The following is a 12,949-nucleotide window of genomic DNA, read 5'->3' on the forward strand; positions in this document are numbered from 1 at the left end:
TGGCTCGGCAATGCCCCATCCTCGGCCCCCGTCCGTTTCGGAACGACCGGCACCGGCATTGTCGACCATCCGACGCCTCCAGCCGGGGCGAAGCCTCCTGAAACAAGATCCGCGCGAGAAGGGACTCACATGAAACGCAAGGCCAGTTCGATCCGGCGTTCCCGCTCGACCAAGATCGTCGCGACGCTCGGGCCGGGCACGTCCTCGCCGGAGCGTATCCGCGCCCTGTTCGAGGCCGGCGTCGACGTGTTCCGCCTCAATTTCAGCCATGGCGTCCAGGAGGACCACGGCACCCGGCTGGAGATCCTGCGGGCCCTGGAGAAAGAGACCGGCCGCCCGATCTGCATCATGGCGGACCTGCAGGGACCGAAGCTCCGCGTGGGCCGTTTCGCCGACGGTCCGATCAAGCTGAGCCCCGGCATGCGGTTCCGGCTCGACCTGTCCGACGAACCGGGCGACGAGACCAGGGTCAAGCTGCCCCATCCGGAGATCTTCGAGGCGCTGACCCCCGACACCGACCTGCTGCTCGACGACGGCAGGGTCCGCCTGCGCGTGCTGAGCTGCGGTCCCGACCATGCCGAGACGGAAGTGGTCACCGGCACCCAGCTTTCCGACCGCAAGGGCGTCAACGTCCCGAACGTCGTGCTGCCGCTATCGCCGCTGACCGCCAAAGACCGCGACGACCTGCGCTACGCGCTCGACATCGGCGTGGACTGGGTGGCGCTCAGCTTCGTCCAGCGGCCGGAGGACGTCGCCGAGGCGCGCCGGCTGATCGCCAACCGGGCGGCGCTCCTGGTCAAGCTGGAGAAGCCCTCGGCCATCGCCCACCTGGACGAGCTGGTCGAGATGGCCGACGGCATCATGGTCGCGCGCGGCGACCTGGGCGTCGAGATGCCGGCCGAGGACGTGCCCAGCATCCAGAAGCGGATCGTCCGCGAGTCGCGCATGGCCGGCAAGCCGGTGATCGTCGCGACCCAGATGCTGGAATCCATGATCGGCTCGCCGGCCCCGACCCGGGCCGAGGCGTCGGACGTCGCGACCGCCGTCTATGACGGTGCCGACGCCGTGATGCTGTCGGCGGAAACCGCGACCGGCGCCTACCCGATCGAGGCCGTCTCGATCATGGACCGCATCGCCCGCCGGGTCGAGCACGACCCGCTCTACCGCGCCATCATGGACGCCCAGCACCCCGACCCGCAGCGGACCTCGGCCGACGCGATCACCGCCGCGGCCCGCCAGGTCGCGCACACGGTGTCGGCCGCCTGCATCGTGACCTACACCACGTCGGGATCCACGGCGCTCCGCGCGGTCCGCGAACGTCCCGACGTGCCGATCCTGTGCCTGACCTCCAAGCTGGAGACCGCCCGCCGGCTGGTGCTGTCCTACGGTGTCCACAGCGTCAATACGGGCGACGTCTCCACCTTCGCCGAGATGGTCCAGAAGGCCTCGCGCATCGCCTTCCAGGACGGTATCGCCACCGAGGGCCAGCGGCTGGTGATCACCGCCGGCATCCCCTTCGGCACCCCCGGCAATACCAACGTCCTCCGTATCGCCTGGGTCGAGGGCAACAGCCAGGCCTGACGCCGCCGGCGCTCCCGCCTACTCCGCCGCCTGGACCTGCGGGGGCGCTTTCGGCCGCGTAATGAAGGCCGGATTGCCCTTCAGGGCCTCAGGCAGCGGGCCGCCCGTGGCCCAGTCCAGCAGCTCGACCGTATGGACGATCGGGATGCCGGTGCCGGACCCGATCTGGGTCATGCAGCCGATATTGCCGGCGGCGATCACCTGGGGCCTGGTGCTCTCGATGTTGTGGACCTTGCGGTCCCGCAGCTTGGTCGCGATCTCCGGCTGGAGCAGGTTGTAGGTGCCGGCCGAACCGCAGCACAGGTGCCCCTCCGGCACTTCGCGGATCTGGAAGCCGGCGGTGCCCAGCAGGGCGCGAGGCGGCGTCTTGATCTTCTGGCCGTGCTGCATCGAGCAGGCGGAATGATAGGCCACCACCTGCCCCGTCTCGACCACCGGCTCGCCCAGGCCCAGCTCGGCCATGAACTCGGTGACATCCTTCGCCAGGGCCGAGATGCGCGCCGCCTTGTCGGCCAGTTCCTTGTCCTCGCGGAACATGAAGCCGTAGTCCTTGACGGTCGTTCCGCAGCCGGACGTATTGATCACGATGGCGTCCAGGCCGCCCCGCTCGATCTCCCGGGTCCAGGCCAGGATGTTGGCGCGGGCGAAGCCGTGGCTGCTGTCGGTCTGGCCCAGATGGTGGTTGAGGGCGCCGCAGCAGCCGGCCCCCTTGGCCACCACCACCTCGACGCCGTGGCGGGTCAGCAGGCGGACCGTGGACTCGTTGATCGCGGTGTTCAGCACCTGCTGGGCGCAGCCGTTCAGGATCGCGACGCGCTTCCGCCGCGTTCCCTCGGCCGGAATGACCTGCGGCTTGTCCACGGCGCTGGGGCCGGGAATCCGCTTCGGCGCCAAGGCCAGCATGCCTTTCAGCTTGGCGGGCAGGACGCCCGCCACCGGGCTTCCCGCCCGCGCGGCCATCAGCGCCATGCGGAACAGGCCCGGACGCGGCAGGACCGTCGCCAGCATTCTGCGCATCAGCCGGTCCGCCGCCGGGCGGCGGTAGGTCTTCTCGATATGGGCGCGGCCATGGTCGACCAAGTGCATGTAATGCACGCCGGACGGACAGGTGGTCATGCAGGACAGGCAGGACAGGCAGCGGTCGATATGCTTGACCACCTGCTCGGTCGCCGGCTTGTCGTTCTCCAGCATGTCCTTCATCAGGTAGATGCGGCCGCGCGGGCTGTCCAGCTCGTCGCCCAGCAGGGCATAGGTCGGGCAGGTCGCGGTACAGAAGCCGCAATGGACGCAGGCGCGCAGGATCTTTTCGGACTCGCGGACATCGGCGTCGGCGAGCTGGGCTATGGAGAAATTGGTCTGCATGGCGGTTCTCCGCGTCAGACCCCGGCGTACATACGGCCGGGATTGAAGATGCGCTTGGGGTCCAGGGTTTCCTTGACGCGGGCGGACAGGGCCGCCAGCGGTGCCGGCTGCGGATGGAACACGTCGGTCGAGGCCCGGACCGTATCGGGAGCCCGGATCAGCGTGGCGTGGCCGCCGCCCGATCCTCCACCCAGGCCGACCGCGCCGCGCACGGCGTGCTGCCCGGCCGCCTCGGCGCCGGGATCGACGGCGAGCCAGACCAGGCCGCCGCCCCAGTCGAAATAGGCGTCGGAGCCGGGCAGCCGCCCCTTGATGTCGGCCACCACCCGGGCACCGTCGGCGGGCGGCACCGACAGGCGCCAAACCAGCCGTTCCGGTTGGGCAACGAACGGCTTGACGTCCCGGAGGGCGGCCCAGAAGGCCAGCGACGGCTCGCGTTCCAGGAACTCCACCGTCCCGAATCCGCCGAGCAGGTCGCGCAGCTTGCCGGCCCGGTACTCGATCGAGGGGCCGAAACCTTCCAGCCGGATCGCGGTCGCGGCGGCGCCCCCCAGTTCCTCTACGCCCAGGCCGCCGGCGAGCGACGCCGGCACATGGGCGGCGCCGGCGACCTCGTAAGGACTTTGCAAGGCCAGCGCCATCACCCGGATGGCATCAGCGTCGTCCAGAGCGCGGACCAGCACGGTGCGGGTGTCCTCCGGGGCCGGAAGCACCTTCAGGGTGACCTCGGTCAGCACCGTCAGGGTCCCGTAGGCGCCGGCCACCAGCTTGGGCAGGTCGTAGCCGGTGACGTTCTTGACCACCCTGCCGCCGGCCTTGAAGGCCTCGCCGCGCCCGCTGACCGCCTGGAACCCCAGGAAATGGTCGCGCACCGCGCCCGCCTTGACCCGGCGCGGCCCGGCCAGATTGCACGAGACCACGCCGCCGACCGTCTGCCGCCCGGCCTCGCCGCCCAGCAGCGGACCGAAGTCGGTCGGCTCGAACGCGAACTGCTGGCGGTTCTCGGCCAGCAGGGCTTCCAGCTCGGCGAGCGGCGTCCCGGCGCGGGCGGACAGCACCAGCTCCTCCGGCTCGTACAGGGTCACGCCGGTCAGGCCCGACAGGTCGAGCGTGTGGGTCGCCTGGAAAGGCCGCCCCAGCGCCCGCTTGGTGCCGCTCCCCACCAGTTCCAGCGGGGTTTCCTCGGAAATGGCCCAGCGGACGGCCTCCAGGGCTTGGTCCGCATCAGCGGGTTTCAAACGTGTCTTCATGCCGGACCCTAGAAGCGCGGAAGATCGGGGAACGGGATCTGCCCGCGGTGGATATGCATGCGGCCCATCTCGGCGCAGCGGTGGAGCTGCGGAAAGACCTTGCCGGGGTTCAGCAGCCCCTCGGGATCGAAGGCGCATTTCAGCCGCTGCTGCTGGTTCAGGTCGATCTCGGTGAACTGGTGGATCATCAGGTCGCGCTTCTCGACCCCGACGCCGTGCTCGCCGGTCAGCACGCCGCCGACCTCGACGCACAGCTTCAGGATGTCGGCGCCGAAATCCTCGGCCGCCTGGAGTTCACCCGGCTTGTTGGCGTCGTAGAGGATCAGCGGGTGCAGGTTGCCGTCGCCGGCATGGAACACGTTGGCGACCCGCAGCCCATGCTTCTCCGACATCTCGGTCATGCGGTTCAGCACAAGCGGCAGCTGCTTGCGCGGGATCGTCCCGTCCATGCACAGATAGTCCGGGCTGATCCGGCCCACGGCGGGGAACGCGGCCTTGCGCCCGGCCCAGAAGACCATCCGCTCGTCCTCGGACTCGCTGACCCGGACCGAGACGGCGCCGCAGTCGCGGGCGATCTTCTCGACCTCGCCGATCAGGTGATGGACCTCCGCCTCCGGCCCGTCCAGCTCGACGATCAGCAGCGCCTCCACATCCAGCGGATAGCCGGCGTGGACGAACTCCTCCGCCGCGTGGATCGCCGGCTTGTCCATCATCTCCATGCCGCCGGGGATGATGCCCGCCGCGATGATCGCGGCCACGCAGTTGCCGCCGGTCTCGCTGCTGGGGAAGCCGATCAGGACGGCCCGCAGCGTCTCCGGCTTGCGCAGGATGCGGACGGTAACCTCGGTCACGACGCCCAGCAGCCCCTCCGACCCGGTCATGATGCCGAGCAGGTCGTAGCCTTCCGAGTCCAGGTGCTTGCCGCCGAGCCGGACGATGTCGCCGTTCATCAGCACCATCTCGATGCCGAGCACGTTGTTGGTGGTCAGGCCGTATTTCAGGCAGTGGACCCCGCCGGAATTCTCGGCGATGTTGCCGCCGATCGTGCAGGCGATCTGGCTCGACGGGTCGGGGGCGTAATAGAACCCTTCGTGAGCCACCGCGGTGGTGATGCCCAGGTTGGTGACGCCGGGCTGGGCGGTCACGGTCCGGTTGGCGTAATCGATGTCCAGGATCTTGTTGAACTTGCCCAGGCCCAGGATGATCCCGTCGGCCAGAGGCAGCGCGCCGCCGGACAGGGACGTGCCGGCCCCGCGCGGGACGACCTTGATCCCCAGCTCGTTGCAGTATTTCAGGACCTGGGAAACCTGCTCGGTCGTGGTCGGCAGGACGACCACCATGGGCAACTGGCGATAGGCCGTCAGGGCGTCGGTCTCGTAGACCCGCATCTCGTCGCGTTCGACGATGACGCCTTCGCCCGGCACGATGGCCCTCAGCGCATTGACGATCTCCGCCCGGCGGGCGAGCACCGAAGCGTCAGGCGTGGGCATCTTGATCATGCCGTGTTTCCTCCTCCAGCGGACGGGGCCGTGCAGCGGCAACAGCCGGTGCCGGTCTCTTGTCCCTTGGCCGCGCCACATGGGCGGCAACATTTCAGCGCGCGCACATTGGAAAAACGTCGCGTTGATGTAAAGTGGTATCACCACTTGGCCGAACAAGAGGTCCTGAAGAAAGGATCCTGCGGGTTTTCCCCACCCCTGAAAAGCAAAACCGCGCCGAAACTGCGGCGCGGTCACCCCCCGGAGATACGGGCTCTCCCCTTCAGCACGCTCAGCCCTGGCGCGCCTTGAAGCGGGGGTTCTGCTTGTTGATGACGTAGACGCGGCCCTTGCGGCGGATCACGCGGCAAGCCTTGTGCCGGGTCTTCATGGATTTCAGCGAGTTCACGATCTTCATGGTTCACAGTCCCAGGAGGGTAAGTCACAAGAGCGCCGGAAAATATGGAGCGCAAGGCCGGATGTCAACAAGCGCCTGTGTTTGCGCGCCGTTTTCGGGTCAGCCTTCCGTTCCGTCGGACAGTTTCAGCGCGAAGAACCGGTACATGCGCAGCCCGCCCTGGAGCGCCGCGACGCGCCGCGCCCAGAGCTCCACCTCCTCGACCACCGCCAGCTTGGTCTCGTGGTCCATGCTGTGCTTCTCCAGGAACTCGGTCAGCGACTGGATCGCCGCCAGGATCAGCACCCGGTGGGCATCGGTGACGTCCTCGGTGATGCGGATGTCCAGGTTGCGCTGCTGGAGCGAGGTGACCGTCTTGGCCACCGTCAGCGGGAACGGCTCCAGCGGTTCCTTCGCCAGCCATTCCTTCACGGCCGGCGAGCGGGGCTCGTCCTTCTCGAAGACATAATCGGTGAACAGCAGCTGCCCGCGCGGCTTCAGGCTCATCTCGATGCCGTCGTTCAGGCTCTCGCGGTCCTTGATGCAGAAGAACGATTCCTTGGAGAAGATGCAGTCGAACCGCTTGGGATGCCGGAAATTCTCGGGGTCGTAATGGGTGATTGTCGCCTGCTTGGCCATGCCGGCCTTGACCGAGCGCTCCATCCCCTCCTTCGCGAGGACGGGCGACGGCTCCAGCCCGGTGACCCAGCAGCCGTACTGGGCCGCCATCTTGCGCGCAGCCCCACCCAGGCCCGCCGCCAAGTCGAGCACGCTCATCGCGGGATTCAGGCCGAGCGGCTTGACCAGGTCCGGTATGTAGTCCTCGCCCCCCGGCGAGGTGAAGCCGTCGCCCCACAGCTTCTCGACCACGCCGATCCGGGTCGCGGACCAGAGCGGTTTGCCGAACCGGGAATTGACGCCGGGCATCGCCGGCCGGGGTCCCGCGGGAGCGGCCGGGGCGGCCGCCGCCGGTTCCGGCGCGGCGTCCGCCTTCTCCTCCGGCAGGTCGTATCCTTCCCACCAGGCGAGCAGGCGCTTTTTCCAGGGCTTGCCGGTGGCCGGGGCTTCGCTCATCTCCCAAACGTCGTCCTGAATGCGGCATGGAACAGCCACGGCGCGGACCGCCGACGGCCCCCCCTCCTACCATGATGCCGTTAAGCGCCCGTTAAGGGGGGAAAGCCGGCCCCGCGCCGATTTGCCGCCCTGCCCGCCTCGATCCACAAGCGGCTCCGCACGGCGCCCCTGATCGGCCTGCGGACATGGAGGGGCGGCGTCCCGCCACCCTGGTGCGCGGGACGCGCACCCTCCGACTCCGCGGCATCCGCTCGTCAGGATCACCGTGCGGGACCACCCGTACCCGGCACGCCGATGGCCTGCGACCTGGACCTATGAAGCACGCGCGACCTCCCCTTCCGAGAACCGCTATTCATGCTGGCTCCCTTGACGGAACCGTCAGGCCCGGGACCGGAAAGTCCGGGCGGTGCGGCTGGCCGGTCGGCGGAGCAAGGGTGCCCGCCTCCCCCAAGGGCACGGGTCATTGCACGCGGCGGGCCGGGTTCCCGCCGGCCAGCAGCATCGCTTTGAAGACGGCGCGGATCTGCTCGGCCTCAGGCTCCGCGGCGTGGTCCAGGACAGGCGCATTCCGCACCATTACCTCGGCGACAGGCCGCACCCAGACGCCGACCTCGAAATCATGTACTGCGACCCGGAGGAGGAAGCCGACCACGCCATCGTCGGCGGGGCGCCCGGACCGGGTCCGGACCCGTCCCCCGTCCCGCGGCAGGCTCCCCCGCCGGAACCCGCGCCCGCCGCAAAGCCGGCCGCGGCATCGGCACCGGCGCCCGCCGCTGCGCCGGATAGTGACCTTTCGGCCGTTTCGATAGTGACCCGCCCCGCCAGGCCCGCCTCCGCCCCGCTCTGCTCCACCTCGCTGTCCGGGCCGTCAGCGACGGTGCCGCCTTTGAGGGTGCCGACCGCCGCCTGACCGCCACCGCGTCCGGCGCGGCACCTGCCGAGCAATCAAAAGGCCTGAACCATGGGCAGAAACACCCCCTTTCCGTCATGCGCGGGCTTGACCCGCGCATCCACGCGCAAACTGCCGTGGTGAAGTTTGCGCGTGGATGGCCGGATCAAGTCCGGCCATGAAGAAATGGGGGTGTTCCCGGCGCCCGGCGACGTCCCGTTTGTCTGCTCCCCCGACGCGCGGCCCCGCCCGCTCACTTCCGGGCCGTGACCCGCTTGATGCCCGCGGCGATGTCCCGGCTCAGCGCGTTCACCGCCCGGTTCATGGCGGCGACCGTGGCCGCGTAGCCCTCGCCCTCGACCGGTTCGACGTACCGCGCCCGGGCACCCGCCCGCTCCGCCTCGGTCTGCCCGTCGAGCACGCTCCAATAGGCGTTCAGCACGACGTTGCCGGAAGCGTCCCGCTCGAAGGAGGTGACGTCGATGGCGACGGTGTGGGCCAGCGGCTCGCGCCGGCGCAGCGGCAGCACGAAGACGTTGTCGCTGGGCAGCAGGCCCCGCAGGTTGTCCGCCACCACGCGGGTTATGTCGCCCTGGAGCCGCTGGCCCCAGCGATTGCCCTGGCTGACCTGGATGGTGTTGGCACTGGACCGGGTCACGATCTCCGGCCGGTCCAGGTACTCGGGGAGGTTGGCCTGCTCGACCCCGATCGCCGGGCCGCGCGCCGCGGCCGGCGACCCCGGCCCGGTCGCGGACTCACGCGGCAGGGAGCTCAGGACATGCAGGTCGGGGGGCGGCAGCGTCTCGGCGCAGCCGGCGGCCAGCGGGACCAGCAGCAGCAATCCCCAGGTAAAGCGTTTCATGGTCTATCTCCCCAGCAGCAGGGCGTTGGGATTGCGTTCCAGCGTCTCGGCGAACCCGCGCAGCGAGCGGGACGCCACCGCAAGGTTGCGCATCGACGTCTCCAGGTCGGAGCGGACAGGCGAGTTGCGGGAAACCAGCTCGTTGGTGTTGCCCAGCATCGTCTGCGCCTGGGAAACCGCCTGCTCGACGCTCTCCGACGTGGTGCGCAGGGACGTGACCAGCGGCCCGAACTCCCGGTTGGCGGTGCCGACCAGCCCCTGGAGCTCGGCCATGGTGGCCTGGAGGTCCTGTTGCACCCGGGCCAGGGTGTCGGACCCCGTGGTGAAGGTGCTGCGGGCCGCCGCCATGGTGGTCTCGAACTCGCGCATGCCGCCGGCCATGGCCGCGAGGGCCTCGCCGATTTCGGGCGAGGACAGCAGCTTGTCCACGTTGGTCAGGGTGTTCATCGCCGTCGCGACCATGTCCTGGATCGGCAACTGCTCGATGTTGCGCCGGACCACGTCCAGGGTGGACGGGATCGCCGGGATCTCCGCCACGTCGGCATCGCCGCCGACAAGATTGGCCGGGCTGCCGGGCAGCAGGTCCAGCTCGACCATCAGCTGCTGGGTCACGTAGCTCTGGAAGACGAGCTGTGCGCGCAATCCCCGCTCGACCATGGCTTCGTAGCTGATGTCCGGCTGCTCGCCGTCGGGCAGTCCCGCCCATTTCATCCGGTCCCGGTCGAACTCGATATAGGTCGGGATGCGGGCGGTCAGATCCTGGCTGTCGATCACCAGGTCCACCCGGGTCACCGAGCCGACCCGGACGCCGCGGAAATTGACCGGCGCCCCGACATAGAGCCCGTTGACCGATCCGTCGAAATAGATCACCGCCGGCGCCAGGCGCTGGTTCAGGATGCCGCTGCCCAGCGCCACCAGGGCGGTGACGAACAGGGCGATGGCACCGAGCACGAACAGGCCTATCAGGCGTGGGTTCGCCTTTCTATTCATGGAAATCTCCCGGCGGAAAACGCTTCGTCCTCATGGCTGGGCCTCCTCGAGCTCGCCGCGGCTCAGGAAGTCCCGCACCGAGCGGTGGCGGCTGTGTTCCCGCAGGTGCCGGGGATCGCCCCCGTCGATGGCGGTGCGGCTCTCCGCGTCCAGGAAGACGGAATTGTTCGCGATGGCGAAGATGCTGGCCAGTTCGTGGCTGACGATCACGACGGTGGCACCCAGGCTGTCGCGCAGCTCCAGGATCAGGTCGTCCAGCCGGCGCGAGCTGAGCGGGTCCAGCCCGGCCGACGGCTCGTCGAAGAACAGGATGTCGGGGTCAAGGGCGATCGCCCGCGCGAGGCCGGCGCGCTTGCGCATGCCGCCGCTGATCTCCGACGGGTAGAAATCCTCGAAGCCGGCGAGCCCGACCAGCGCCAGCTTCAGCGACACCAGCTCGCCGATCTCGGCGGGCTTCAGCTTGGTGTACTGGGACAGCGGCACCGAGACGTTCTCGGCCAGCGTCATGGAACTCCACAGCGCGCCGCTCTGGAACAGCACGCCGAAGCGCCGGCTCATCACCGCCCGACGCTCCTGGTCGGCGGCGGTGAAGCTCTCGCCGTCGTAGCGGATGTCGCCGGCCGCCGGCTCGACCAGGCCGATCATGTGCTTCAGGAGCGTGCTCTTGCCGCAGCCGCTGGCCCCCATGATCACGAAGATGTCGCCGGTCGGCACCTGGAAGCTGACGTCGCGCTGCACGACGAAGCCGTCGAAGGCCATGGTCAGCCCTTCGACCGTAATCCTCGGCACCGTTACCTTTGGCACGGTGATCCTGGGCACTGAAGATCCGGGATCGCCCATGTCAGATTCCCAGCAGGTTGGTCATGACGGCGAAGACCGCGTCGACCACGATGATGAACACGATCGAGGTCACCACCGCCGAAGTGGCGGCGACGCCGACTGCCTGGGCGCTGCGCCCGGCCTGCATGCCGCGCAACGCCCCGGCATATGCCACCAGCATGCCGAACACGATGCTCTTGACGAAGCCGACCCAGAAGTCGGTCATGCTGAGCGCGCCGATGGTCTGGATGATGTAGGCGTTGCCCGACAGGCCCAGCATGGCCACGCCGACGATGTAGCCGCCCAGCAGGCCCAGGAAGCAGGAATAGACGAACAGCAGCGGCATCATCAGCGCCAGCGCCAGGACCCGCGGCAGCACCAGGAAGTCGATCGGCGAGATGCCGATGGTCGACAGCGCGTCGATCTCCTCGTTGCCCTGCATCGTGCCGAGCTGGGCGGCATAGGCGGCGCCGGTCCGTCCCGCCAGCACGATGGCGGTCATCAGGGCGGCCATCTCGCGGGTCATGGCGAGGCCGACCAGGTTGGCGACATAGATGTCCGCGCCGAACTGCTGGAGCTGGATCGCGCCGACGAAGGCGACGGTCAGCCCGACCAGCAGCGAGACGATGGTGACGATGGGCAGCGCCTGCGCCCCGGCATCCTCGATCGCCTGGAGGAAATCGACCCGGCGGAAGCGGGCGCGGCCGACCAGCATCCGGCCGAGCCCCAGCATGATCTCCCCCAGGAAGCTGACGGCCTGGTCGGCGCCCCGCAGGTTGTCGAGCACTGCGCGCCCGACCCTGACCGGCAGCGTCGCGGCGGCGCCGCCGCGCGCCGCGTCCGCCTTGACCGGCACCGCGCGGGCCAGCGCGATCAGCCGGACGACCCCCGGCGGCAGCGCCCCGGCGTCGAACCCGACGTCGCGGGCGGCGCACAGGTCCCGCACCTTCAGCAGGTAGCTGACCAGGGCGCTGTCCCAGCCCCGCAGGCCGCCGTCCTCGCAGACGAGCGTGCGGACCCGGCCCTCGCCCAGCAGCGACTCGATGTCGGATGTCCCGGCAAGGCCGTTGGCGATCCGCCAGTCGCCGGACAGCACGAGGGCCAGGCGCCCGGCGTCGCCGGGGCGCAACTCAACCTCGTTGCCCCGGCCGTCGCCCCGGGACCTGTCCTGCCTGATAACCGCCGTCATTGCACTCCGTCCGAACTCGGGCCAGCGGGCCGGGAGCCGGGCGTCTTCCGTTTCGTCCGGTTACCTGAACGAAGGAGGCAAACGCCGATTTGTTCCCGGAAACCGATAAATACCACGGCGCCGCCCAGGTCAGCGGGCGCAGAGTTCCGCCGTGGTCGCCTCGGGCAGTTCAGCCGCGGAGAGTCCGAACCGCGCCACCACGTCCAGATGCTCCGGCGTGCCCAGGAACGACCGCAATTCCCGGTTGAAGGCCTCGACCAGGTCGGCGTCCTCCTTGCGGAAGCCGAAGGCGCCGTGCTCGGCGGGTACCCCGGACTGCCGGGCTGCCGGCCGGAACGGCTGCGCCACCTCCAGGATCTTCGGCTCGCGCTCCACCGCCGCCCTGACGGCGGGCGCGGCGGCCGCAAGCGCATCCACCCTCCCGGTTACCACCCCGCGCGCGGCGGCGGCCACGTTGGGGAAGATCACGAGCTGGCTGTCGCGGATCCCCGCCGCCTGGGCCTGGGATCGATCGACCGTACCCGCCACGACGCCCAGCCGGACCGAAGGGTCCCTGGCGATATCGTCGTAGCCGTGGATGTCGCGGGGATTGCCTGCGCGCACCGCCAGCTCCATGCCCAGATGATTGACGGCGCGGTAGGTCGGCGAGGAGAACGCGATCTGCCGGCAGCGCTCCGGCGTGACATACATGCCGGATGCGATCACGTCGAAGCGTCCGGCCTTCAGGTCGCGGATCAGCGCGGCGAACTCCACCTCCACCGCCCGGATTTCCCGCACTCCCATCCGCGCGAAGACCCGGCGGGCGACCTCCGGCGCCTCGCCGGTGAGGCGCCCGTCCGGCAGACGGTAGGAGAGGGGCGGCAGCGGCGCGTAGCCGATCCGGACGGTCCGGGTTTCCAGGATCCGGTCCAGGGCCTCCCCGGCCCGGGACGATTCCATCGGCAGGATCGGACCGAGCAGGATCAGCAGGAATGCCACGATCGGCCCGCCGAGTCGGCAATGGGTCGCCATCATCGCCCCCGCAGTTCATACAATTCAAGGGTGGTTGACTTGTCTAT

General features: G+C 69.3%; 12 protein-coding genes. 2 read left to right on the forward strand and 10 right to left on the reverse strand.

Annotated elements, in window-relative coordinates; all coding sequences use genetic code 11:
• The first annotated feature begins 129 nt into the window (after positions 1–129).
• On the forward strand, positions 130–1,581 hold the full coding sequence (gene pyk, locus JL100_RS23290; protein WP_202681944.1) for a pyruvate kinase: 1,452 nt from the start codon (positions 130–132) through the stop codon (positions 1,579–1,581).
• Positions 1,582–1,599: 18 nt separating this feature from the next.
• Here the strand turns inward: pyk and glcF are convergent, their stop codons facing one another.
• The 5 genes from glcF to JL100_RS23315 all read right to left on the reverse strand — a co-directional run bounded on the left by glcF (position 1,600) and on the right by JL100_RS23315 (position 7,142).
• Positions 1,600–2,943, reverse strand: coding sequence for a glycolate oxidase subunit GlcF (gene glcF / locus JL100_RS23295; RefSeq protein WP_202681943.1), 1,344 nt, complete (start codon positions 2,941–2,943; stop codon positions 1,600–1,602).
• 14 nt (positions 2,944–2,957) lie between these two features.
• Entirely contained in the window at positions 2,958–4,181 is a 1,224-nt protein-coding gene (gene glcE / locus JL100_RS23300; protein WP_228420859.1) for a glycolate oxidase subunit GlcE, read from the reverse strand.
• 20 nt (positions 4,182–4,201) lie between these two features.
• Positions 4,202–5,689: an FAD-linked oxidase C-terminal domain-containing protein gene (locus tag JL100_RS23305; protein ID WP_202682051.1), complete on the reverse strand. Its 1,488-nt coding sequence runs from the start codon at positions 5,687–5,689 to the stop codon at positions 4,202–4,204.
• A 274-nt stretch (positions 5,690–5,963) separates the two neighbouring features.
• Complete coding sequence (gene ykgO, locus JL100_RS23310) at positions 5,964–6,089, reverse strand: type B 50S ribosomal protein L36 (RefSeq protein WP_012973122.1); 126 nt, start codon at positions 6,087–6,089, stop codon at positions 5,964–5,966.
• Positions 6,090–6,188: 99 nt separating this feature from the next.
• A complete protein-coding gene (locus tag JL100_RS23315) occupies positions 6,189–7,142 on the reverse strand; it encodes a methyltransferase domain-containing protein (protein WP_202681941.1) in 954 nt (317 codons plus the stop codon).
• A 406-nt stretch (positions 7,143–7,548) separates the two neighbouring features.
• On the opposite strand from JL100_RS23315, the gene JL100_RS23320 reads away from it, so the two are divergent.
• Complete coding sequence (locus JL100_RS23320; RefSeq protein WP_202681940.1) at positions 7,549–8,052, forward strand: hypothetical protein; 504 nt, start codon at positions 7,549–7,551, stop codon at positions 8,050–8,052.
• Between the two features lie 232 nt (positions 8,053–8,284).
• On the opposite strand, the gene JL100_RS23325 is transcribed toward JL100_RS23320, so the two are convergent.
• The 5 genes from JL100_RS23325 to ehuB all read right to left on the reverse strand — a co-directional run bounded on the left by JL100_RS23325 (position 8,285) and on the right by ehuB (position 12,902).
• Positions 8,285–8,893: a PqiC family protein gene (locus JL100_RS23325; RefSeq protein ID WP_202681939.1), complete on the reverse strand. Its 609-nt coding sequence runs from the start codon at positions 8,891–8,893 to the stop codon at positions 8,285–8,287.
• A gap of 3 nt (positions 8,894–8,896) precedes the next feature.
• Positions 8,897–9,883, reverse strand: coding sequence for an MlaD family protein (locus tag JL100_RS23330; protein ID WP_202681938.1), 987 nt, complete (start codon positions 9,881–9,883; stop codon positions 8,897–8,899).
• A gap of 30 nt (positions 9,884–9,913) precedes the next feature.
• Positions 9,914–10,672 (reverse strand): ABC transporter ATP-binding protein, encoded by a 759-nt coding sequence (locus JL100_RS23335; protein WP_323378296.1) that lies wholly within the window; start codon positions 10,670–10,672, stop codon positions 9,914–9,916.
• Positions 10,673–10,724: 52 nt separating this feature from the next.
• Entirely contained in the window at positions 10,725–11,891 is a 1,167-nt protein-coding gene (locus tag JL100_RS23340; RefSeq protein ID WP_202681936.1) for an MlaE family ABC transporter permease, read from the reverse strand.
• 129 nt (positions 11,892–12,020) lie between these two features.
• Positions 12,021–12,902: an ectoine/hydroxyectoine ABC transporter substrate-binding protein EhuB gene (ehuB, locus tag JL100_RS23345; protein WP_228420860.1), complete on the reverse strand. Its 882-nt coding sequence runs from the start codon at positions 12,900–12,902 to the stop codon at positions 12,021–12,023.
• Between the last annotated feature and the right edge of the window lie 47 nt (positions 12,903–12,949).

This window comes from Skermanella mucosa (assembly GCF_016765655.2).
Classification (GTDB): Bacteria; Pseudomonadota; Alphaproteobacteria; order Azospirillales; family Azospirillaceae; genus Skermanella; species Skermanella mucosa.

Excerpts from the sequence above, each read along its gene's own strand:
- pyk (WP_202681944.1), top strand. The coding sequence starts at position 130 with ATGAAACGCAAGGCCAGTTCGATCCGGCGTTCCCGCTCGACCAAGATC.
- glcF (WP_202681943.1), bottom strand. The coding sequence starts at position 2,943 with ATGCAGACCAATTTCTCCATAGCCCAGCTCGCCGACGCCGATGTCCGC.
- ykgO (WP_012973122.1), bottom strand. The coding sequence starts at position 6,089 with ATGAAGATCGTGAACTCGCTGAAATCCATGAAGACCCGGCACAAGGCT.
- JL100_RS23315 (WP_202681941.1), bottom strand. The coding sequence starts at position 7,142 with ATGAGCGAAGCCCCGGCCACCGGCAAGCCCTGGAAAAAGCGCCTGCTC.
- JL100_RS23325 (WP_202681939.1), bottom strand. The coding sequence starts at position 8,893 with ATGAAACGCTTTACCTGGGGATTGCTGCTGCTGGTCCCGCTGGCCGCC.
- JL100_RS23330 (WP_202681938.1), bottom strand. The coding sequence starts at position 9,883 with ATGAATAGAAAGGCGAACCCACGCCTGATAGGCCTGTTCGTGCTCGGT.
- JL100_RS23340 (WP_202681936.1), bottom strand. The coding sequence starts at position 11,891 with ATGACGGCGGTTATCAGGCAGGACAGGTCCCGGGGCGACGGCCGGGGC.
- ehuB (WP_228420860.1), bottom strand. The coding sequence starts at position 12,902 with ATGGCGACCCATTGCCGACTCGGCGGGCCGATCGTGGCATTCCTGCTG.